The sequence below is a fragment of the Gilliamella mensalis genome (assembly GCF_900103085.1).
In the GTDB taxonomy this organism is placed as follows: Bacteria; Pseudomonadota; Gammaproteobacteria; order Enterobacterales; family Orbaceae; genus Gilliamella; species Gilliamella mensalis.
This window is the reverse complement of record NZ_FMWR01000009.1, coordinates 51,262-73,498: the sequence shown is the minus strand read 5'-3', so window position 1 is coordinate 73,498 and position 22,237 is coordinate 51,262. Positions and strand designations below refer to the sequence as shown.

Genomic DNA, 22,237 nt, shown 5'->3' with positions numbered 1-22,237 from the left:
AAAGGAATGGTTATGTCTAAATTAAACCCTTATTTTGGCGAATTTGGTGGGCAATATGTTCCCCAAATATTAATGCCTGTACTTGAGCAACTCGAGGACGCCTTTATTTCAGCTATCAACGATCCCAACTTTCAAAAAGAATTTAACGATTTATTAGTCAACTATGCAGGCAGACCAACGGCATTAACTTTATGCAAAAATCTAACTGCTGGCACAAAAACCAAGCTTTATTTAAAACGAGAAGATTTAGTCCATGGCGGTGCGCACAAAACGAACCAAGTTTTAGGGCAAGCGTTACTTGCTAAAAGAATGGGCAAAACCGAAATTATCGCCGAAACAGGGGCAGGGCAACACGGTGTTGCTTCAGCGTTGGCTTGTGCACTACTTGGTTTAAAATGCCGAATTTATATGGGCGCAAAAGATGTTAAACGCCAAGCACCGAATGTGTTTAGAATGCGACTGATGGGGGCAACGGTGATCCCTGTTGAAACGGGTTCAGCGACGTTAAAAGATGCCTGTAACGAGGCATTACGTGATTGGTCTGGAAGCTATGAAAAAGCCCATTATATGCTTGGTACGGCAGCAGGCCCGCATCCATTCCCAACTATTGTGCGTGAATTTCAGCAAATGATCAGCCGTGAAGCAAAACAACAAATCCTTGAAAAAGAAGGGCGTTTGCCAGATGCGGTGATTGCTTGTGTTGGTGGTGGTTCAAATGCTATTGGTATGTTTGCTAATTTCATTGACGATAAATCGGTCAGATTAATTGGCGTTGAGCCTGGTGGTCATGGTATTGAATCCGGTGAACATGGAGCTTCGCTTAAACATGGTAAACTAGGTATCTATTTTGGGATGAAATCACCCATGATGCAAACAGATGAAGGGCAAATTGAAGAATCATATTCAATATCAGCTGGGCTTGATTTTCCATCAGTTGGTCCTCAGCATGCGTATTTAGATAGTATTGGTCGTGCTGATTATGTCTCCATTACCGATGATGAAGCGCTTGATGCCTTTAAGGCTTTATCGCGACATGAGGGCATTATTCCTGCGCTAGAGTCATCACATGCCTTAGCCTATGCGATGAAAATGATCAAAGAAAATCCAACGAAAGAACAGCTATTAATCGTTAATCTATCGGGTCGTGGCGATAAAGATATTTTTACTGTTTATGATATTTTAAAAGCAAAAGGAGAAGTCGAATGAGCCGTTATAAAAAACTGTTTGCCACATTAACAGCCGAAAAACGAGGTGCCTTTGTTCCTTTTGTGCCAGTTGGCGATCCAACGCCAGAACTGTCTTTTAACATTATTCAAACATTGATCGAATCTGGTGCCGATGCGTTAGAGTTAGGCATACCATTTTCAGACCCGATGGCCGATGGTCCAACTATCCAAAATGCCAATATCCGTGCATTTAAAGGCGGAATAACTGTTGAAAAGTGTTTTGAGATTCTAACTAATGTGAGAGCGCAACATGCTGATATTCCAATTGGGTTACTTATTTATGCTAATTTAGTGTTCAAAAATGGTATCGAAAATTTTTATGCCAAGTGCGCCAAAGCGGGAGTTGATTCGGTATTGATTGCTGATTTACCTGTTGAATATGCACAAGAATTTACAGTTGCAGCGGAAAAATACAATATCGCCCCCATTTTTATTTGTCCACCTAATGCTGATGATGAAGTCATTGAAAATATTGCTAAGTATGGTAAAGGTTATACCTATTTGGTATCTCGTGCCGGTGTTACGGGTGCTGAAAATCGCGCGAATAAACCACTTACTCATTTGTTAAAAAAATTAATTGAGTTTGGAGCGCCTGCTGCTTTACAAGGGTTTGGTATTTCCGAGCCAACTCAAGTTAGCGAAGTGATTAAATCAGGTGCGGCTGGGGCAATTAGTGGATCTGCAACTGTTAAAATTATTGAAGAAAATCTCAATAATCCAGAACAAATGCTTAGCCAGTTAGCAAATTTTGTTAAAACCATGAAAAAGGCAACTCATAAGTAATTTAACGCACTGAATTATCGGTACAAATAGTTGCATTGAAATATGAATTATTGTGCTGATATAAATTCATCAGTTATGCCTTGTTTTATTATTAAACACGCTAGAATTAGCGTGTAATGTTTTTTCACAATTTTAGGCATATGAATAAAACTACAGTGATTTGCAGTTGCATTTTATTGAAAATGCCGTATAATTCTCACTCATCTATCGCGGGGTGGAGCAGCTTGGTAGCTCGTCGGGCTCATAACCCGAAGGTCGTTGGTTCAAATCCAGCCCCCGCAACCACTTAAATTTTCATTCATAAACCAATCTATCCTGTTATTGTTTGAAAGTTCGAATGAAGTGGCTTCATTATAGTTATTTTTTGAATGTAAGCCTCGCATGTCGAGGTTTTTTTTCGTGTTTTGATTTAAGCGTGAGTTTAAAAGAGATGTTGGGCTATATGCCCTTTTTTATTTTCTGCAGTGGAGGTTTGTTTGGCTAATATAGAACAGCAATTGACCGATATTATTCAAGAGCCAGTGAATGCACTAGGTTTTGAGTTAGTTGGCGTTGAATACATTCGTGGCCGTTATCCTGTGTTACGAGTTTATATTGATAGTGAAAATGGTATAACTGTTGATGATTGTGCTGATGTTAGTCGACAAATTAGCTCGGTGCTTGATGTCGAAGACCCTATCAAAGATGCCTATAATCTTGAAGTTTCATCACCAGGAATGGATAGACCTTTGTTTACGCTTGAACATTATCAGCGCTTTGTTGGTGAAGAGGTTACAGTCAGTCTGCGTATTCCTGTTGCCAACCGCCGCAAATGGAAAGGACGAATTAAGTCTATCGATAGTGGAATGATTACATTAGCCGTAGATGATAATGATGAAGTGTTTGCTTTTAGCAATATTCAAAAAGCAAACATTGTACCTAATTTTAACCTTAAATAGAGTACGGATATAAAGGATGAATAAAGAAATTTTAGCTGTTGTTGAAGCGGTATCAAACGAAAAAGCGCTTACGCGCGACAAAATTTTCGAAGCGTTAGAAACTGCATTAGCAACGGCCACTAAAAAGAAACATGCCGTTGATATTGATGTTTTAGTAAAAATCGATCATAAAACTGGTGATTATGATACATTCCGTCGTTGGCAAGTGGTTAATGAAGTCTCCCAACCAACGAAAGAAATAACGTTAGATGCAGCACAGTACGAAGATCCATCAGTACAACTTGGCGATTATATTGAAGAACAAATTGAATCGGTTGCTTTTGACCGTATTACTACACAAACGGCCAAACAAGTTATTGTGCAGAAAGTACGTGAAGCTGAGCGTGCCATGGTAATTGACATGTTTAGAAATCGTATTGGTGATATTGTGACAGGTATTGTCAAAAAAACCAATCGCGACAGTGTCATTCTTGACTTAGGCAACAATGCTGATGCAATGATGTCACGTCATGATATGTTACCGCGTGAAAATTTCCGTATTGGTGACCGTGTTCGTGGTATTTTATATCTAGTTGAACAAAATAATAAACCGGCGCAACTTTGCATTAGCCGTTCAAATCCTGAAATGATGGAAGAGTTATTCCGCATTGAAGTCCCTGAAATTGGCGAAGAGATGATCGATATCAAAGGCGTAGCTCGTGATCCTGGTTCACGCGCTAAAATTGCAGTTAGCAGTAATGACCGTCGTATTGATCCTGTTGGTGCATGTGTTGGTATGCGAGGTGCGCGTGTACAAGCTGTATCGAATGAATTTGGTGGCGAACGTATTGATATTGTTTTATGGGATGACAACCCAGCACAATATGTAATTAATGCTATGGCGCCAGCAGATGTTGTTTCCATCGTTGTTGATGAAGATAAACATACCATGGATGTAGCTGTCAATGCTGAAACCTTACCACAAGCTATTGGTCGAAATGGTCAAAATATCCGTTTAGCGTCTCAGCTTACTGGTTGGACATTAAATGTGATGAGCACTGAAGATTTGCAAGAAAAACACCATGCAGAATCTTTTGCAGCAATCAATAATTTGATTAAACATCTTGATATTGATGAAGGTCTTGCTCAGCTATTAGTTGAAGAAGGCTTTACCTCACTAGAGGAACTTGCCTATGTGCCAGTGGACGAATTGCTTGAAATTGAAGAATTGAATGAAGATTTAGTTCAAACACTAAGAAACCGAGCAAAAGATGCATTAACCACAATGGCACTAGCAAATCGTGGTGATAAACAACCTGCTAAAGAGTTACTTGAACTGCCAGGTATGACACAAGAGTTATCCTATCAATTAGTACAACATGGCATCATCACTTTGGAAGATTTAGCTGAACAAGGTACCGATGACCTAGCAGATATTGAAGGTATAACAAGCGAACAAGCTGGCGATTTTATTATGGCTGCACGTAATATTTGTTGGTTTGCAGATGAATAATTGAGGAAAAGTAATACATGACCAAAGTATCAATCGAAACACTGGCTCAAGAGATCAATACTCCAGTGCAAACGCTTTTGCAACAGTTTGCCGATGCAGGTATGAAGAAAACCGCATCTGATACTGTTACACAAAAGGAAAAAGAAGCTTTGCTTGCTCACTTAAAACCTCAGCAAGGGCCAACAAAGTTAACATTGCAACGTAAAAAGCACTCAACTTTGAATGTGTCGAGCGGTGGTGGCAAAAGCAAAGAAATTAAAGTAGAAGTGCGTAAAAAACGCACTTTTGTTAAACGAGATCCAGCCGAAATTGCCGCTGAACAAGAAAAGGCACGCCTTGAAGCTGAGCAAAAAGCAAAGGAAGAGGCCGAATTAAACGCGCGAAAAGAAGCTGAAGAACAAGAAAAGAAAGCGGCGCAAGAAGCCAAAAAACGTGCTCAAGAAGAAAAAGCGAAAGCAGCGCAAGAACACTCAGTGGATCCAAAGGTAAAAAAAGCGCAAGAGGAAAAAGCACGATTAGAAGCTGAAGCGAACGAAATTAAACGTAAAGCTGAAGAAGAAAGTCGCCGAAAACTAGAGGAAGATGCTAAACGCATGGCTGAGGAAGCTCGTAAACTAGCTGAACAATATAATAAAGTTGATGATAGTGAGCAGCATGTAGAAGATGAAGATTATCATGTGACCACCTCTAAATATGCGAGAGCTGCAGAGGATGATACCGATCGGGAAGTTGAAAGTGCTCGAGGGCGAGGTCGTAGTGGTAAACAGACTAAGCAGAAAAAAGGCAGCAAACTATCTGAAGGCAAAGCAGAACGAGAAGAAGCTCGCGCAGTGACACGTAGTGGTCATAAAAAGAAAGGTAAAAGTACCTTACAACAAGGCTTTAATAAACCTGTACAAGCAGTTAACCGCGATGTGGTTATTGGCGAGACCATTACTGTTGCCGAATTGGCTAATAAAATGGCCGTAAAAGGCTCTGAAGTAATCAAAACCATGATGAAAATGGGCGCAATGGCAACTATTAATCAGGTTATCGATCAAGAAACGGCACAACTTGTTGCTGAAGAGATGGGACATAAAGTGGTATTACGCCGCGAAAATGAGCTTGAAGAATCACTTATGAGCGACCGTGATACCGGTGCAGAAAAAGTTGCACGCGCACCAGTTGTCACTATTATGGGACATGTTGACCATGGTAAAACCTCATTACTTGACTATATCCGTAAAGCGAAAGTGGCATCAGGTGAAGCCGGTGGTATTACTCAGCACATCGGTGCTTATCATGTTAAAACCGCAAGCGGTGAAATTACATTCTTAGATACTCCGGGTCATGCGGCATTTACTTCAATGCGTGCGCGTGGTGCTAAAGCAACAGATATTGTGGTACTTGTTGTTGCTGCTGATGATGGTGTGATGCCACAAACCATTGAAGCAATTCAACATGCTAAAGCAGCAAATGTGCCGATGGTGGTTGCGGTAAACAAAATTGATAAACCAGAAGCCGATCCAGAGCGCGTAAAAGGTGAACTTGCTCAATATGGTGTAATGTCAGAAGATTGGGGTGGTGATACGCAGTTTGTTCATGTTTCAGCAAAAGCGGGAACCGGTATTGATCAACTCCTTGAAGCTATTTTATTACAAGCGGAAGTGCTTGAGCTTACTGCATACGAAACCGGTATGGCAAGTGGTGTGGTGATTGAATCATTCCTTGATAAAGGTCGTGGTTCGGTAGCTACTGTTCTTGTGCAATCAGGTACACTGCGTAAAGGCGATATCGTTCTTTGTGGATTTGAATATGGACGTATTCGTGCAATGCGTAACGAACTTGGCAAAGAAGTGACAGAAGCGGGTCCATCAATACCAGTTGAAATCCTTGGTTTGTCTGGTGTGCCATCAGCAGGTGACGAAGCCACCGTTGTGCGTGATGAAAAGAAAGCACGTGAAGTTGCCCTTTATCGACAAGGTAAATTCCGTGATGTGAAACTTGCTCGTCAGCAAAAAGCGAAACTTGAAAACATGTTTACTAATATGACAGAAGGCGATGTTTCTGAGCTTAATATCGTATTAAAAGCGGATGTTCAAGGTTCGGCTGAAGCAATTTCTGATTCATTACTTAAACTGTCAACAGACGAAGTTAAAGTTAAAATTATTGGATCAGGTGTGGGTGGTATCACTGAAACTGATGCATCGCTTGCTGCAGCATCGAATGCGATTATTTTAGGTTTCAACGTTCGTGCCGATGCATCAGCACGTAAAGTGATCGAATCAGAAAACTTAGATCTACGTTACTATTCTGTTATTTATGACTTAATTGATGAAGTTAAACAAGCAATGAGCGGTATGCTCGCACCAGAATACAAACAAGAAATCATTGGTCTTGCTGAAGTGCGTGATGTATTTAAATCACCTAAATTTGGTGCAATTGCTGGTTGTATGGTAACCGAAGGTGTGGTTAAACGTCACAATCCAATTCGTGTTCTACGTGATAATGTAGTTATCTATGAAGGCGAACTTGAATCATTACGTCGCTTTAAAGATGATGTTAATGAAGTCCGTAACGGAACCGAATGTGGTATTGGTGTACGTAACTACAACGATGTTCGTGTTGGCGATACGATCGAAGTTTTTGAAACCATCGAAATCAAGCGTACTATCTAATTATTACGCAATATGTTATAAGCAAGGTTTAGGCCTTGCTTATTCATTTTTTAAGGAAAATAGATATGGCAAAAACATTTAACCGTTCATCTCGAGTAGGGCATGAACTACAAAAAGAAATTGCAATTATCTTACAGCGAGAAATCAAAGATCCTCGTCTTGGCATGGTCACTGTTTCGGGCGTTGATATCTCGCGCGATCTTTCGTATGCCAAGGTTTTTGTCACTTTTTTAAATGACGATGATCCGCAAGTGATTGAACAAGGTTTAGCGGTACTTAATGACGCTAAAGGCTATATTCGCACGTTAATTGGCAAAGCGATGCGTCTGCGAATTATTCCCGAAATCAAATTCTTTTACGACGAATCGTTAGTTAAAGGTATGCAGATGTCGAGTTTGGTGGCGGATGTTATCAAGCATGATAATGAGCGTCATAAAGATTAATATTAAAAATAGCCCTGAATTTTGTTAAAAAGTTTCAGGTAACTATGCGTTTCAGTATAAAATAAATGATGAATATAAAAAGAACTCGCCGTGATCTTCACGGCGTTTTGTTACTAGACAAAACCCAAGGCATGACATCTAACGATGCGCTGCAAAAAGTGAAATGGTTATTTAATGCTAAAAAAGCGGGTCACACAGGTGCTCTTGATCCATTAGCGACAGGCATGTTGCCTATCTGTTTTGGTGAAGCGACCAAATTTTCACAGTATTTATTAGATTCAGATAAGCGCTACCGAGTGATTGCCAAACTTGGTGAACGTACGGATACCTCTGATGCAGATGGTCAAATTATTTGTACCAAACCTGTGAAAGTGAACGAATCGCAAATTAACCAAGCTTTAACGCATTTTCGAGGTGATATTTTACAAGTTCCAACCATGTTTTCGGCTTTAAAACATCAAGGAAAACCTCTTTACGAATATGCTCGCCAAGGTATCGTCATTGAACGTGAAGCTAGACCTATTACCGTTTACGACAATCAATTTATCCAATTTGATGCCATAAAAAACGAACTAACCCTAGAAATACACTGCTCTAAAGGCACTTATATTCGCACAATTATTGATGATTTAGGCGAATTACTGGGTTGTGGGGCACATGTTATTTATTTAAGGCGTTTGCAAGTTTCCAATTACCCGATTGAAAACATGGTAACGTTAGAACAGTTACAAAATATCGACCAAAAAGATGACTTACTTATGCCAGTTGACAGCCCATTACAAGATCGTCCAAAAATCACGCTGACTGATGCACAAGGTAAAGATATATTGTTAGGACGAACCATTGAACTTGAAAATACTATGCAAGTTGAAACCTTAGTGCGAATTTATCAAGACCAGCAATTTATTGGCGCCGGTGTGATGCAAAGTAACAAATTATCGCCAAAACGATTAATATCAACATCCTAATTTTTTAAAAGTTAAATTTTTCCTAGATTGGTTGATATCAAAAAGATCTAAATTTGTTGATAGCTAAAAAATTTTACCCTGAAATAGCAATAAAATTGTTCAGCACTGGCATTACATTATGCCAGTAGCTGTTACAAAATTGCTTCTCAAAAACACCAAAAATAAAAAGAATATTTAATCAACATTCAACATTCAACATTCAACATTCATCAACTAGTCTTGCTCGGTTAAAATCCCACCATCAAAAGCCACTTTATCTATTTTGAAGATTAATTGAAGTCTGAAACGGTATAGAATCCTGAATATTTTTTACAAATATGTGTAATGTTTTATGTTCAATGGGCATCACATCATTTTATGAATTATTAGGTGTTTCGTTTTTATAATTGTTTGTATTATTTATTTTTTATGTTGGTTTGGTTTTTTAGGTAAACTATGTTCCATTATCTACTTGTATTGACCAGTATTCCCATCTTATTGGCGACAAATAACTTTTCTGGGTCGCTGATGGGAAATATATTTTAGGGGTAGTACCAGTATTAATAAAACATCGATTCAGCGTTAATGATTGTACAGTGCTTAATGGGTTTTATTGTGTTTTTTATAAGCTCACATAGTAAAGCCGCTGATTTTTGCCCCATTTTAAATAATGGTTTATTTATTTTGCATAGACTATCTAATTCATTATATTTAAGTTCTTTTGAGGCACTAAAATACGATATTGTAAGTGGTTTAGTCAGTTTTGCTTTACTTTCTTTGGCTTGATGTAATGCCCCCAAAACCATGCTATCAGGTAATTGATGCTGCTGCTGTGTACAATGATTTTCGTTTAAGTAATTTAGGCTAAAATTATCGGCACAAATGACGGCAGTGGGTGATTTTGTGCCGTTTATTAATTTTTTAATAGCCGCTCTCGCATGTTGATAGGTAAAGCATCCTTGAATAATATATCGAGGTTCGATAGTAATATTTGCACGTAATAAAGCTTGCTTATAACCTTGCAGTAAAAGTACTGAATTCATCGCCTTGTCATCATTAAGTAAAATGGCAATTTGGTTATGATAATTATCAATCAAATATTGCGTCATTTGATAACCAATAAATAAATGGTCAAAGTGAACACAAACAAAATCAAGCGAAAAGTGATTCACTAATACAATCGGCGGTAATGTATTTTTATAAGAAATCAGTGTTTTTAAGTAAGGGGCGTCATTAATAATGATAATCCCGTCAAAGGTATTTTGCGCCACATAACGAATAATATGATAGATATCATTTTTATTATTATAAGGAAACTGTAAATAAAACCATTGGTACTGTTCTTCTTTTAAAACTTGCTCTAAGCCAACATTGATTAAACTTTTTGAAAAAAGTTGATTATCAATAATTAATATCCGTTTACTGCTATGTATTGGTTGATAGGGTTTGAAGTTTTTGGCTATGTCTATATTTAATTCTTCAATCGCTTGATAAACGCGTAACTGAGTTTGAGGTGATGTTAGATGTGGTTTTTTTAATACTCTAGAAACTGAAGCAACAGAAATATTAGCCTTTTTGGCAATCGTTGATAGGGTAATTTTTGTCATAAATCGCATATAAGTGCATTAAAGAGTCTTATTACTTTACCGATATTAGATGGATTTGTAAGCGATAAAATTTTGTTTTGTCGATCTGTGTTCCAAAATATCTATGACAGATATCTAAAGAAGTTTAAATGAATATGTTTTATTAAAGCTATGGCATAAGTAATATATCCATGTTATATAGTGTGGACGACCTACTTGAATAAAAGAATGATTATTAAAAATTCAGGTACAGATTAGTGCTTTATTCTATTAACAAAAAAGATAGGATGGAGTCATGTTAAAATAAGATGGATAAAAGGAATTCTATATGAAACAGAAACTTTCATTAGGCGCAATTTTATTTATGTTTAGTTGTTGTGCTTATGGGCAATTGTTTGATATTAAGACAAAATATCAAGGTGATCCATTTTTTATCAATGTTGATATGCAGCAATTGCAACAAGATTGTGCTAGAAACGAAGATGAATATAATCAACTCGATAAAAAAGAAAAGATAAAATACGATAGCCGTTGCCCACTCAACAATTTGAAATTTGATTTTAAACGGTTAGATAAATTAATTGATGAAGATCCTATTGCCTATAATGGTAATGATTTTCAACTAAAATTAAGCATTAGCCCAATTAATCCTAACAACAAAAACGAAAAAGATTTACCTAATTTAGGGCGAGATATTACGTTATCTTTAATCAGCAAAAATCAGGTAATTGATAAGCTTTTTTTAGCAAATAACTCTTTTTCTAATAATCCTACTCTTTGGCATGGTTATCAGCATTACTATATTGCTCCAAGTGGCGATATTTACACGCTATTGTCGATAAAATCAGAACCAATTGAGGCTGAGTCTGGGACTTTTCCTACATTATGGAAGCATTACAATATTGATACAAGTAATATGAAATTTGTGCTTAAAGAGATGCAAATCAATATGCCAGAAGCAACTTATCACATTATCTATCCTAATCAATTTAATACTAAATTTCACGAAGGTGCTGTTGAATATGGTTTAACATTAGAAGAGGCTATTGCACTATTTAATCAATCAGCTAAAAATGGCTCTTCCGATTATAGTCTTGCATCTAGAGTTTATCATTATTATCAAGATCAGCTAACAGAGAAAATAAAATTACTTGATAGCAAGAAACAACAGCAAGATTTATTGCTGACATTAAAACAAAATATAAATACAGCGTGTTTAATTACACCAGCACCTATTCATGAAAGTGATATCGAACCTTATTTAGACAAAGTTTTGACTTGCTTAATTGATCAACATCGGCAGGCCATCAAACATGTGGAAGATGAGTTAGCCAATTAGCACTATTTGGAAATCAATATAATGATTTAGTATAAACTTTATCAATAAAAGCTAATTCGTTATTGGTGAAGACTAACAAATCAGAGTATGTGTTTGAATAGTCAAATAACCTGTGAAAATGTAAACTGCTAAATTCATTTTCGAGTATTATCAAAAGCTCAGTATCAATAAAGCCATCTTGATGATGGCTTATCGTTTTAATGTTCAAACTCACAGTTAAATAAAATCTATTCATCTAATGCTATTGTCACATATCTTTTTCCGTTATCTTTGACAATATAGTGATATAATTACCACTAAATTTTTTATTTGGGTCTATAAATATGTCTGCATGGAATATTGCTATTGTAGGGGCGACAGGCCAGGTTGGTTCTGCGCTAGTTGAGTTGCTACAGCAACGTAGTTTACAAGACAGTAGTCTAAAAATTGAAAACCTTTATTTAGTCGGTAGCGACAATAGTGCTGGCGAAATAGTTCGCTTTGCTGGTAAAAATTTAACGGTGATTGATAGTGCACAAATGGATTGGAGCGAGTGTCATTTTGCTTTTTTTGTCGCTAGTGCTAAAACCAGTGAAAAGTATGCGCAAGTTGCAGCAGAAGCGGGATGTGTGGTAATTGATGCAAGTGGCTATTTTGCCCAGCAAGATCATATTCCATTAGTGGTACCTAAAGTTAATAATAGTGTATTGACCGAATACCGTAATGAAAACATCATTGCCGTTGCTAGCGCCACTGTATGCCAGTTGTTGCGTTGTGTTGCTTCGTTAACTGATATGGCGCTGTTAACGAATTTACATGCTACCAGCTTTATTCCTGCATCATTATATGGTAAGCCAGGTGTTGATGAGCTGGCAGGGCAAAGTGCTCGCTTGTTAAATGGTATGCCAGTTGATAATCAACTGTTTGATAAGCAATTAGCTTTTAATCTATTACCAGTATCGCATGAACATCACGATGCAATACTAGGAGAAAAATCTCAAGTTGATCAAATTCGTAAAGTATTGAGTAATTATGAACTTCCTGTCTCTATCGAGTCAGTGATTGTGCCCGTGTTTTATGGCGTGTCACAAGCCATTAATGTATCAAGTAGCTTGCCAATTGAATTAGATATGGCACGCTTTGGTGAATTTGGTGTTGAAGTGCAAGGCGATAACTTGCCAACGCCAGTGACCGAAGTCAGTACCGAATCAGAACATAATTTGGTTATAAAGTTGGCGAATTTAAGACACAGTTATGGTCATTATGAACAAATTCAATTTTGGTCAGTGGCCGATAATATCCGTTATTTAGGGGCATTAATGTTAATTGAGACGCTTGAGATCCTGATTAATGACTATCTGTAAAATTGCCCTTGGCATTGAATATGATGGTAGTGGTTATTTTGGCTGGCAACGTCAGCAGTCTGTCGATTCTATCCAAGAGCGGCTAGAATCTGCGTTATCAATTATTGCTAATGCGCCAATCAACGTATTTTGTGCTGGTCGAACCGATGCCGGCGTGCATGCGACAGGACAAGTTGTGCATTTTGAAACCCAAGCTGCGCGCTCAGTGAGTGCTTGGACAATGGGTGTTAATTCGCATTTACCTGATAATATTGCTGTGCGCTGGTCGCAAATAGTTGAGGATAGTTTTCATGCAAGGTTTAGTGCGACAGCTCGGCGTTATCGTTATGTGATCTATAATCATCGTTATCGCCCTGCGATTTTAGCTAAAGGGGTATCGCATTATTATTTACCGCTTAATGAAACTTTAATGCACCAAGCGGCGCAGTATTTATTAGGCGAAAATGATTTTTCATCATTTCGAGCAGCTCAGTGCCAATCAAGAACGCCTTGGCGCAATATTCATCATATTGAAGTGACAAGGCAGGGTGCATATATTATTGTGGATATAAAAGCCAATGCATTTGTGCACCATATGGTACGCAATATTGTGGGTAGTTTACTAGAAGTTGGAGTGGGAAATCAGCGTCCAGAATGGATTTATGAACTTTTGCAAGCTAAGGACAGAACGCAAGCTGCCGCAACAGCAAAACCGGAAGGATTATATTTAGTTCAGGTGGATTATCCATCCGAATATCAAATTCCCGAACCGAGTTTAGGTCCATTATTTTTAAGATAAGCGAAGTAGCTTAGCAATAAATTCAATTTAGAACAAAAGATGAATGTAATGAATACTGATCGAACAAGCGCAAACAAAGATTTTAAAAATCAAGATGCGAAAAAATCAAATCTGCATAATATCAAGCTTCCACCACACTCAATCGAAGCTGAACAAGCGGTGCTGGGTAGCTTAATGCTTGATAATCAACGTTGGGATGCGGTATCTGAAATGATCACTGAGCGGGATTTTTACTCGCGTCATCATCAATTGATATTTTCTGAAATGCATACCTTGGTCAGCAAAGGGACGCCAATTGATTTAATTACTCTTTCAGAAAGTCTTGAAAGTAAAGACCTATTAGCCGATGTAGGTGGATTTGCTTATTTGGCCGAGCTTTCTAAAAACACACCAAGTGCGATTAATGTTGTTGCTTATAGTGATATTATTCGCCAACAAGCGATTTTGCGTGAATTAATCAGCGCATCAAATGATATTGCTGATAACTGTTATGCCACCGAAGGGCGCGATAGTACCGAAATTTTAGACTTGGCGGAAAGTAAAATATTTCAGATTGCTGAAAGCCGAACTAAACAAGGCGAAGGACCAAAAAGTATTACTGAAGTGTTAGAAGCAACAGTCGCAAAGATTGAAGAGCTCTTTCAACGTCCGCATGATGGGGTGACAGGGGTTTCAACCGGTTATATTGATTTAGATAAAAAAACGGCTGGTTTACAGCGTTCCGATTTAATTATTATTGCAGCAAGGCCATCAATGGGTAAAACCACCTTTGCCATGAATTTGTGTGAAAATGCTGCCTTAGAGCAAGAAAAGCCGGTGTTAATATTCAGCTTAGAAATGCCATCAGAACAAATTATGATGCGTATGTTAGCGTCACTTTCACGTGTTGACCAAACCCGAATTCGGACAGGGCAATTACAAGACGATGATTGGGCAAGAATTTCAAGCACTATGGGATTATTGCTGGAAAAGAAAAATATCTATATCGATGACTCATCAGGTTTAACACCAATGGAGTTGCGTTCAAGAGCCAGACGTATTTATCGTGAGCATAAAGGGTTAAGTATGATTATGGTCGATTACTTACAACTTATGCGCGTGCCTAATATCTCTGAAAATCGTACCCTAGAAATTGCCGAAATATCACGTTCACTAAAGGCTTTGGCTAAAGAACTACAAGTGCCTGTGGTTGCGCTATCTCAGCTTAATCGTAGTTTGGAACAACGTGCTGATAAACGACCGGTTAACTCAGACTTACGTGAATCGGGTTCTATTGAACAAGATGCTGATGTGATTATGTTTATCTATCGTGATGAGGTGTATAACGAAGCATCAGAACATAAAGGTATTGCTGAAATCATTTTAGGAAAACAACGAAATGGACCAATTGGTAAAGTACGATTAAAATTCCAAGGTCAGTTTTCACGTTTTGATAATTATGCCGATAACAGTAAATATCTGGATGATGAGTAACAACTAAAAGTAATAAGCATCGATACAGCGTAAATACAGTTACAAATATATTTACGCTGTTTTTTTATAGCTATTAACAATGTAGTTTTAATAGTGATTTCGATAGTAGTTTCAAAAATTAATTTAACGGCGCACTTTTTTGTGAGCAACAAACTGATAAATTTGGGCAAATAAAAAAAGAGTTGCTTGTAAAATAACAATACAAGCGCTGGTTGACGCATCTATATAATAACTTATCAACGTTCCCATCACTGTTGAAAATGTTGAAATCAATACAGCAATAACTAACATCCATTCAAAGCGTTTACTTAATGAAAAAGCAGTAATGCCCGGGGCTATCAACATCGCAATAACTAAAATCATCCCCGCGACTTTTAATGATCCTACAATAGTTAAAGCTAAAACACTCAACAAACCGTAATGGAGTAACTTAACGGGTAGTCCTACAACTTTAGCTTGCACTGGATCGAAGCAATAGAGCATTAGATCACGGCGTTTAATGATAATTAAAAGCGAGACAATTACAGCAATAAAGATGATCTGTTTAAGCTCGTCATAACTGGTACCAAGCACACTACCAAATAGGATATGATTTAAATGTTGCGATGTATCTACTTTGGAAAATAACACTAAGCCAAAAGCAAACATCCCCGAAAACACAATTCCCATGACCGTATCTTCTTTAATGCGACTGTTTTCTTTAATATAACCCGTTGCAACCGAGCAAAATAGACCTGAAGCAAAAGCACCAATGATAATAGGGATACCTGCTACATATGCCAGCACAATGCCGGGTAAAACCGCATGCGAAATCGCATCCCCCATTAACGACCAACCTTTTAAAACTAAAAAACAAGATAGTAGGGCACATACAATACCGGTTGCTAACGAAGCTAAGATTGCGCGCTCAATAAGGGGAAGAGTAAGTGGATAATAGATATATTCCCAAAACTCTGTCATACCTGCCCCCTTTTATTTAAACGGCTTTGGCGGATCCTAAGGCGATTTACAATTAACCCTTGCTGTGGAGCAAATAAGAATGCAGCAATAAATATTAGCGTTTGCAACGTAACAATAACGCCACCGGTTTCGCCATTTAAAAAGTAACTGATCCAAGCACCAATAGCACTTGTTATCGCACCAATTAGAACCGAAATAATCAATAAGTGCGAAAATCGATTAGTCAATAAGTAAGCGGTTGCACCGGGTGTAACAACCATAGCAATTACTAAAATGGCTCCAACAGTTTGCAGTGCCGCAACAGTACAGGCACTTAAAATGGTAAAAAATAGGATTTTTAACGGTAGTGGTTTTAATCCAATGGATCGGGCATGGGTTTCATCAAAAAAAACGACTAATAAATCCTTCCAAAAAAAGAAAAGTAATATAAATGACACCAAAATAATGATTTGCACTTGCCACATATCACTATCATCAATTCCTAGAATATTACCAAATATAATGGTTTGCGCATTGATTGATGTTGGATTGAGCGAAATAATTAACAAACCGACAGCAAAAAAGGTTGAAAAGATAAAACCAATAATGGCATCTGCTTTTAATCGCGTAAAGGCACGCACTAGCGTAATGGCTAGCGCAGCGAGTAATCCGGTAAAAAAAGCACCAACAGAATAAGGTACCCCCAACGCATAAGCCCCTGCAACTCCAGGCACAACAGAATGCGAAAGCGCATCGCCCATTAGTGACCAACCTTTTAACATTAAAAAAGCCGATAAAAAAGCACAGGCAGCACCCACAATACTACTTACCCAAATTGCTTTTAACATAAAACCGTAGGTGAATGGCTCAAGTAATAGTTCCATTTATTATTGCCCTTTTGGTTCATTATCGTGATGGTTAACTAGCAAATCTCGATGAGGCGAGTCATGCTTACCTTCCCCATAAAAAATTGCAGCGCGTTCATCATCGGTTAAGATCGATACTTTACGAGGATCTTCATCATCGTGCAATTTTTCGCCCGACAAGCTCAGATAACGCAAGGCACCACCAAAGGTGGTCATTAAATTTTGTGGTGTAAAGGTTGTTTTAGTTGGACCAAAGGCCAAAACAGTTTGATTAATTAACACCACTTGATCGCAAAATTCAGGCACACTACCTAGGTTATGAGTTGAAACTAAAATCAAATGGCCTTCTTTACGCAGATCTTTCAACAGATCAATAATGGCATTTTCAGTTTTAACATCAACCCCAGTAAAGGGTTCATCTAACAACAGCACTTTACCTTGCTGAGCTAACGCTCGAGCTAAAAATACCCGTTTTTTTTGCCCACCTGACAGCTCACCAATCTGACGATGTTTAAAATCGAGCATATTGACACGTTCAAGGGCAAGATCGACTTGTTTTTTATCTTCTTTACTTGGAATACGTAAAAAAGACATATGCCCATATCGTCCCATCATGACCACGTCTGACACCAGGACAGGAAAATCCCAATCGACCTCTTCGGTTTGTGGCACATAAGCAATGATATTTTGCTTTAAGGTCTGCTTAACTGACATATCATTAAATGTGACATGACCACGAGTTGGACGAACCATCCCCATAATGCTTTTAAATAACGTCGATTTACCACTACCATTAACGCCAACTAACGCACAGATAGTGCCACCATTTAAGCGAAAGCTAGCATCATAAATTGCGGTATGACCATTATTATAAGTCACGGTGATATCATCAACATTCAAGCAAATTTGAGTCATTATTTTTCAAATCCTTTAGCGATAGTTTCAACGGTCACTTTGAGTAGATCAATATAAGTGGGTACAGGGCCATCTTTAGTTGAAAGTGAATCGACATATAAAACGCCGCCATATTTAATATCAGTTTCTTTACTAACTTGTTTAGCGGGCTTATCTGAAATAGTACTCTCACTAAAAATAACAGGAATATCATTTGCTCTAACTAAATCAATTAAATGCCTAACTTGCTGAGGGGTGCCTTGTTGCTCGGCATTGATTGGCCAAAGGTAAGCTTCTTTCAAATTATAGTCACGAGCTAAATAACTAAACGCGCCCTCACTGGTGACTAACCAACGTTTAACTTCAGGAATTTTAGCTAAACGTTCACGTAATGGTGCATCAAGTGCTTTAATTTTAGCAATATAATCGGCTGCATTTTTATTATAAATCTCTGCATTTTTAGGATCATATTTAACAAACGCCGCACGGATATTTTCAACATAAATTAAAGCCAACGTTGGCGACATCCAAGCATGCGGATTTGGGTTACCTTTATAGCTACCTTCTTGAATTGGCATTGGCGCAATACCCTCTGTCACTACAACCGAAGGTACATCTTTAACGTCTTCAAAAAAGCGTTTAAACCAAAGCTCTAAATTAAGGCCATTCCATAATACTAAATCGGCAGAAAGCACTTTGGTAATGTCTTTTGGTGTGGGATCGTACTCATGAATTTCAGCTCCGACTTTAGTAATTGACTCAACCTGAGCTGCATCACCAGCAACGTTTTGTGCGATATCTTGGATAATGGTAAAGGTGGTAACCACTTTAAACTTTTTTTCTGCAGCATGGGCAGATGAAAACACTCCAATGAAAATAATCAACGAGGCTAAAATAATGCTTAAAAATCTCAAAAAATTGAACTTCATTAGCGACTCCTTGCGTTTAACATAATTAAATAGCAAGACACAATGATCATTTTTACTAAATCAAGCAATATCCTTTTTATTTAATTAATTATTTGTAATGGTGAAACATGATGACTAATTCATAATAACAATTAGCTTAACTATTAATGAGAATTATTCTTATTTAATAAATAAAAGTCAAATCCTTTTTAAAACTCACTATTTCTATTAACTGGTTACCTAGTTATGTTATTAATTCATTGTATATAAAACTAAAATAAATAGTAGCTAATTCCATCTATTTAAATGATAGTTACAGTAGAAAAAAATGATCAAATAAATTGGCATAAACCACATATTTTTAACTATGTGGTTTATGGATTTTAGGAAAATGTGAAAGTAGTTTTATTGGTAAATCGGTAATTTAGAAAGAAAAACGATATCCGCCATTGATTTGTAATAAATCAAATCGGCTACCCGGTGAGCTTTCTAAATCCAAATAAATATTATGTTGTTGATTAAACTGTGCAGTTATACCTACCCCATTATTCCACCAATTACCTTTGAATGAATGCTTTTCTTTACTTGTATTTAATTTATAGTAAGTATCACCATGAAATTCTCTAACAATTCCTGTTTTAGCATAGATATTGATGTTATTGTTGTCTGAATTGATCTCGTATCCAAATAATGCTGATGCTCGACCAATTAACGAATTATAATTGCCTAATTTTACTTTAAGTCCATTGGTAGCATTAATTGATGTAGCATTTTGGTGACTGTAAGACAATTGAGATTGGGGTTCGATATAAAAATCATTCAATTTAAATTTCTGACCTAACTCCAAAGATAAACCAAGCCCATTGGTATGACCTGTTCCTTGAACATGATTATTCGCTGTATCTTTAACCTTAAAGTGATTTTTTTGACGAGCATATTTAGCAACACCATCAATATAAAATCCGTCATTGTTTAAATAAGTTGCGTAAAGACCAGTATTAAATGATTTTAAAGATCCATCTCCTTTACGATAATCTGGATCTCCATAAGTTTGTCCAACAAAAGCGCCGACTACAAAAGGTGAGGCTTCAGATAACTGTTTATCTGCACCAAATTGGAATCCATGATAGCTCATATCAAATTTAGTTAATTTACCGCCAGAAAATGAATCCAACTTACCAGAAAAACCGCGTAACCAAACATCACCAAACTGTCCACTTGTTCGAATATCACCAAGGCGTTTGAGTAACGTTTGGGTTTCAATATAGCTCATTAGATAATTACTGTTAAGAAATCCAGCACTAGCCATTGCTGATGAAGTAATAGGATGAGCTGTTAACACATAATTGTTACCCTCTTTATTTAGGAAATATTGATAACCACCAAGTTCAACATTATGATTTGTTTTAAACTCAGCAGTACTTGTGGCATTATCATCAATTTCGACTAAAGTTAATTTTTCTTTACCTGTGGTATTAGATGCTCCGTTATTTGTTAAATTTAGGGTATGACTTCCTTCTGCGGATATAGGGCGGTTTGTGTCAGCTGATTTTGAAATAATAATTTTATCGCTTTTTTCTGCAGCAATGTCGGTACGTAAATCAAAACTTGATTCACCTTTTAAATTCTCAATGGTTAACTCTACATAATTACCATTAGAATTATCATTAACAAATTTTATCGAACCTTGTCCAGATAGTTCTGTAAGGTAAGAATTATCATCTGTTATTTCCCAAGAAGCACCTTTGGCAAGATTCATTTTTATAATTCCAGTGGTATCAGGATTACCCTCATCAGGATCATCTGGATCACCAAATCCTGACACTCGACCTACAATTTTGGAACCAGATGCTAAATCTAATATAATTGTTCCGCCAAAGCTTGCATCGATATCGCCATTAATTATTGATTTATTATTGATTCTTAATACCCCATTTTCAATAGAACTAATATTACCATCAATAAATGATTCGCCATTTAATGTTAAATTTCCATCAGAGATAAAAATTGCATCTGACCATTCACGATCGCTAACACTTAAGGTCGTTTTTCCATTAACGATGATGGTTGAATTTCCAAGTAAAGAAATTGCGTCAGAATCATGTCCTTGCATATGAATTGTAAGATCACCATTAAAAATGGTGCTAGATGATGCAGAGTTAGGTAAAAAAGCATTATCCATTCCTGAAATAGAAACTCCATCTTCTGTGCGGTTAGCTTCTCTTTGGATATTGACAGTGACATTTTTTTCAAAAATAGTGTTGCTATTAGAAAATATACGGATACCTGATGTAATTTCTCCATTAACTTTATTTAAATCGTGAGTAACGGGGACATTAATTTCATCAGTATAGGTTTGATTTCCTTTTAGCTCAAGTGCATTTACTACTAATGGTGTGGCTAGGGATAATCCTAGAATTATTTTATTTTTCATCTAATAATTTCCTTTCTTCTATAATTAATAATAGTTTAACAATAAAGCAATCTCCTCTCAATAATCAACCTTAATGGGTTGTTACCTTATAGATTTTTAGCAATACCATTAATTAGTCATTTTGACTTGAATCTTTAATTAACGAGAGTATAAGGGTAAATAAATGATTCCTTTTTAATCCAAATAAAATAGGGGGGATAAGTATGAAATTACGAAAAGTGATGATTATCGGTGTGGGTAATGTTGGATCAACAACGGCTTATACATTGGTTAACCGAGGTATTTGTGAAGAAATTGTACTGGTTGATCTGAATAAAGAATTGGCATATGGGCATGCGCAAGATTTATTAGATGCGGCAGCTTATCGGCAAAATATGATAAAGGTTAGTTTACGCGAATCGAGTGATTGCGCTGACATTGATATTGCCATTATCACTGTTACCTCAGGCATTGCTCAAAAAAGTCGAGCAGAAGAGCTTACTGGAACCTCTAAAATCATAGCCAGCATTGTACCCAATATGATGAACAATGGTTTTAAAGGCATATTTTTAATTGCAACCAATCCTTGTGATGCTATTACATATCAAGTATGGAGACTATCTGGCTTACCTCGTCACCGAGTGATTGGCACAGGAGTATGGCTTGATACGGTGCGATTACGTCGATTATTGGGCGAAAAAATGGATATTGGTCCACAAAGCATTGATGCTTTTATCGTGGGCGAACATGGTGATTCACAGTTTCCAGTTTGGTCTCATTCATCGGTTTATGGTATTAATCTAAATGACTTAGAAAAAAACAAAATTGATTTTGATGAAATTGGCAGTCAAGCTCGAAAAATGGGTTTTGAAATCGCGAATCGAAAACACTGCACCGAATATGGTATTGCTAGCACTATTACCGAAATCTGCCAACATATATTCACCAATAGCCACCGTGCATTAGCGCTTAGTTGTATTTTAAATGGCGAATACGGTTATAAAGATGTTGCTATTGGGGTACCTGCAATTTTAGATCAGCATGGAATAAAAAAAGTGATCAAACTAGACTTTACCGACAACGAAAAGCAACTCTTTGAAAAAAGCATTAATATTGTAAAAGGGTATATTGATCAAATTAAATAATCATCAATAGACATTATCGATTTTAAGAAAAAGCGCTAAAAATTATGCGCTTTTTTAGTTTGCATCA

Annotated in this window: 18 protein-coding genes and 1 tRNA gene; 13 read left to right on the top strand and 6 right to left on the bottom strand. The window is 37.0% G+C overall.

What is annotated here, in order from left to right; genetic code table 11:
• The first annotated feature begins 12 nt into the window (after positions 1-12).
• The 8 genes from trpB to truB all read left to right on the top strand — a co-directional run bounded on the left by trpB (position 13) and on the right by truB (position 8,507).
• Positions 13-1,206, top strand: a complete 1,194-nt coding sequence (trpB, locus tag BQ5209_RS05225) for a tryptophan synthase subunit beta (RefSeq protein ID WP_085247493.1) — start codon at positions 13-15, stop codon at positions 1,204-1,206.
• Positions 1,203-2,009, top strand: a complete 807-nt coding sequence (gene trpA, locus BQ5209_RS05220) for a tryptophan synthase subunit alpha (RefSeq protein WP_085247492.1) — start codon at positions 1,203-1,205, stop codon at positions 2,007-2,009. The genes trpB and trpA overlap by 4 nt, the downstream gene beginning before the upstream one ends.
• 208 nt (positions 2,010-2,217) lie before the next feature.
• A tRNA-Met gene (locus BQ5209_RS05215) sits at positions 2,218-2,294 on the top strand.
• Positions 2,295-2,485: 191 nt separating this feature from the next.
• Positions 2,486-2,947, top strand: coding sequence for a ribosome maturation factor RimP (rimP, locus tag BQ5209_RS05210; protein WP_085247491.1), 462 nt, complete (start codon positions 2,486-2,488; stop codon positions 2,945-2,947).
• Positions 2,948-2,963: 16 nt separating this feature from the next.
• Positions 2,964-4,439 (top strand): transcription termination factor NusA, encoded by a 1,476-nt coding sequence (nusA, locus tag BQ5209_RS05205; RefSeq protein WP_085247490.1) that lies wholly within the window; start codon positions 2,964-2,966, stop codon positions 4,437-4,439.
• Positions 4,440-4,456: 17 nt separating this feature from the next.
• Entirely contained in the window at positions 4,457-7,096 is a 2,640-nt protein-coding gene (gene infB / locus BQ5209_RS05200) for a translation initiation factor IF-2 (protein WP_085247489.1), read from the top strand.
• Positions 7,097-7,161: 65 nt separating this feature from the next.
• Positions 7,162-7,539 (top strand): 30S ribosome-binding factor RbfA, encoded by a 378-nt coding sequence (gene rbfA / locus BQ5209_RS05195; RefSeq protein ID WP_085247488.1) that lies wholly within the window; start codon positions 7,162-7,164, stop codon positions 7,537-7,539.
• 65 nt (positions 7,540-7,604) lie between these two features.
• Positions 7,605-8,507: a tRNA pseudouridine(55) synthase TruB gene (gene truB / locus BQ5209_RS05190; RefSeq protein WP_085247487.1), complete on the top strand. Its 903-nt coding sequence runs from the start codon at positions 7,605-7,607 to the stop codon at positions 8,505-8,507.
• Positions 8,508-9,046: 539 nt separating this feature from the next.
• Here the strand turns inward: truB and BQ5209_RS05185 are convergent.
• Positions 9,047-10,102 (bottom strand): LacI family DNA-binding transcriptional regulator, encoded by a 1,056-nt coding sequence (locus tag BQ5209_RS05185; protein ID WP_085247486.1) that lies wholly within the window; start codon positions 10,100-10,102, stop codon positions 9,047-9,049.
• A 298-nt stretch (positions 10,103-10,400) separates the two neighbouring features.
• On the opposite strand from BQ5209_RS05185, the gene BQ5209_RS05180 reads away from it, so the two are divergent.
• The 4 genes from BQ5209_RS05180 (at position 10,401) to dnaB (ending at position 15,005) form a co-directional block, all read left to right on the top strand.
• On the top strand, positions 10,401-11,411 hold the full coding sequence (locus BQ5209_RS05180) for a hypothetical protein (protein WP_085247485.1): 1,011 nt from the start codon (positions 10,401-10,403) through the stop codon (positions 11,409-11,411).
• A gap of 323 nt (positions 11,412-11,734) precedes the next feature.
• On the top strand, positions 11,735-12,754 hold the full coding sequence (locus BQ5209_RS05175; RefSeq protein ID WP_085247484.1) for an aspartate-semialdehyde dehydrogenase: 1,020 nt from the start codon (positions 11,735-11,737) through the stop codon (positions 12,752-12,754).
• Positions 12,741-13,532 carry a tRNA pseudouridine(38-40) synthase TruA gene (gene truA / locus BQ5209_RS05170; protein WP_085247483.1) on the top strand — a complete coding sequence of 264 codons (792 nt, stop codon included), beginning with the start codon at positions 12,741-12,743 and terminating at the stop codon, positions 13,530-13,532. Before BQ5209_RS05175 ends, truA begins: the two co-directional genes overlap by 14 nt.
• Positions 13,533-13,580: 48 nt before the next feature.
• Positions 13,581-15,005: a replicative DNA helicase gene (gene dnaB, locus BQ5209_RS05165; protein ID WP_085247482.1), complete on the top strand. Its 1,425-nt coding sequence runs from the start codon at positions 13,581-13,583 to the stop codon at positions 15,003-15,005.
• Positions 15,006-15,128: 123 nt separating this feature from the next.
• On the opposite strand, the gene BQ5209_RS05160 is transcribed toward dnaB, so the two are convergent.
• The 5 genes from BQ5209_RS05160 to BQ5209_RS05140 form a co-directional block, all read right to left on the bottom strand.
• Positions 15,129-15,965, bottom strand: coding sequence for a metal ABC transporter permease (locus BQ5209_RS05160; protein ID WP_085247481.1), 837 nt, complete (start codon positions 15,963-15,965; stop codon positions 15,129-15,131).
• Positions 15,962-16,828: a metal ABC transporter permease gene (locus tag BQ5209_RS05155; RefSeq protein WP_085247480.1), complete on the bottom strand. Its 867-nt coding sequence runs from the start codon at positions 16,826-16,828 to the stop codon at positions 15,962-15,964. Before BQ5209_RS05155 ends, BQ5209_RS05160 begins: the two co-directional genes overlap by 4 nt.
• A 3-nt stretch (positions 16,829-16,831) precedes the next feature.
• Positions 16,832-17,725, bottom strand: a complete 894-nt coding sequence (locus BQ5209_RS05150) for a manganese/iron ABC transporter ATP-binding protein (RefSeq protein ID WP_085247479.1) — start codon at positions 17,723-17,725, stop codon at positions 16,832-16,834.
• Positions 17,725-18,633, bottom strand: a complete 909-nt coding sequence (locus BQ5209_RS05145; protein WP_085247478.1) for a metal ABC transporter substrate-binding protein — start codon at positions 18,631-18,633, stop codon at positions 17,725-17,727. The genes BQ5209_RS05150 and BQ5209_RS05145 overlap by 1 nt, the downstream gene beginning before the upstream one ends.
• 403 nt (positions 18,634-19,036) lie before the next feature.
• Positions 19,037-21,046, bottom strand: a complete 2,010-nt coding sequence (locus tag BQ5209_RS05140) for an autotransporter outer membrane beta-barrel domain-containing protein (RefSeq protein ID WP_085247477.1) — start codon at positions 21,044-21,046, stop codon at positions 19,037-19,039.
• A 203-nt stretch (positions 21,047-21,249) separates the two neighbouring features.
• On the opposite strand from BQ5209_RS05140, the gene BQ5209_RS05135 reads away from it, so the two are divergent.
• Positions 21,250-22,170 (top strand): L-lactate dehydrogenase, encoded by a 921-nt coding sequence (locus BQ5209_RS05135; RefSeq protein WP_085247476.1) that lies wholly within the window; start codon positions 21,250-21,252, stop codon positions 22,168-22,170.
• Positions 22,171-22,237: the final 67 nt, after the last annotated feature.

What these genes read in the sequence shown, in the direction of transcription:
- BQ5209_RS05150 (WP_085247479.1), bottom strand. Translation starts at nt 17,725, where the DNA reads ATGACTCAAATTTGCTTGAATGTTGATGATATCACCGTGACTTATAAT.
- truA (WP_085247483.1), top strand. Translation starts at nt 12,741, where the DNA reads ATGACTATCTGTAAAATTGCCCTTGGCATTGAATATGATGGTAGTGGT.
- BQ5209_RS05175 (WP_085247484.1), top strand. Translation starts at nt 11,735, where the DNA reads ATGTCTGCATGGAATATTGCTATTGTAGGGGCGACAGGCCAGGTTGGT.
- BQ5209_RS05140 (WP_085247477.1), bottom strand. Translation starts at nt 21,046, where the DNA reads ATGAAAAATAAAATAATTCTAGGATTATCCCTAGCCACACCATTAGTA.
- BQ5209_RS05185 (WP_085247486.1), bottom strand. Translation starts at nt 10,102, where the DNA reads ATGCGATTTATGACAAAAATTACCCTATCAACGATTGCCAAAAAGGCT.
- BQ5209_RS05155 (WP_085247480.1), bottom strand. Translation starts at nt 16,828, where the DNA reads ATGGAACTATTACTTGAGCCATTCACCTACGGTTTTATGTTAAAAGCA.
- nusA (WP_085247490.1), top strand. Translation starts at nt 2,964, where the DNA reads ATGAATAAAGAAATTTTAGCTGTTGTTGAAGCGGTATCAAACGAAAAA.
- BQ5209_RS05135 (WP_085247476.1), top strand. Translation starts at nt 21,250, where the DNA reads ATGAAATTACGAAAAGTGATGATTATCGGTGTGGGTAATGTTGGATCA.
- infB (WP_085247489.1), top strand. Translation starts at nt 4,457, where the DNA reads ATGACCAAAGTATCAATCGAAACACTGGCTCAAGAGATCAATACTCCA.
- trpA (WP_085247492.1), top strand. Translation starts at nt 1,203, where the DNA reads ATGAGCCGTTATAAAAAACTGTTTGCCACATTAACAGCCGAAAAACGA.
- rbfA (WP_085247488.1), top strand. Translation starts at nt 7,162, where the DNA reads ATGGCAAAAACATTTAACCGTTCATCTCGAGTAGGGCATGAACTACAA.
- BQ5209_RS05145 (WP_085247478.1), bottom strand. Translation starts at nt 18,633, where the DNA reads ATGAAGTTCAATTTTTTGAGATTTTTAAGCATTATTTTAGCCTCGTTG.
- dnaB (WP_085247482.1), top strand. Translation starts at nt 13,581, where the DNA reads ATGAATACTGATCGAACAAGCGCAAACAAAGATTTTAAAAATCAAGAT.
- trpB (WP_085247493.1), top strand. Translation starts at nt 13, where the DNA reads ATGTCTAAATTAAACCCTTATTTTGGCGAATTTGGTGGGCAATATGTT.
- BQ5209_RS05180 (WP_085247485.1), top strand. Translation starts at nt 10,401, where the DNA reads ATGAAACAGAAACTTTCATTAGGCGCAATTTTATTTATGTTTAGTTGT.
- truB (WP_085247487.1), top strand. Translation starts at nt 7,605, where the DNA reads ATGATGAATATAAAAAGAACTCGCCGTGATCTTCACGGCGTTTTGTTA.
- BQ5209_RS05160 (WP_085247481.1), bottom strand. Translation starts at nt 15,965, where the DNA reads ATGACAGAGTTTTGGGAATATATCTATTATCCACTTACTCTTCCCCTT.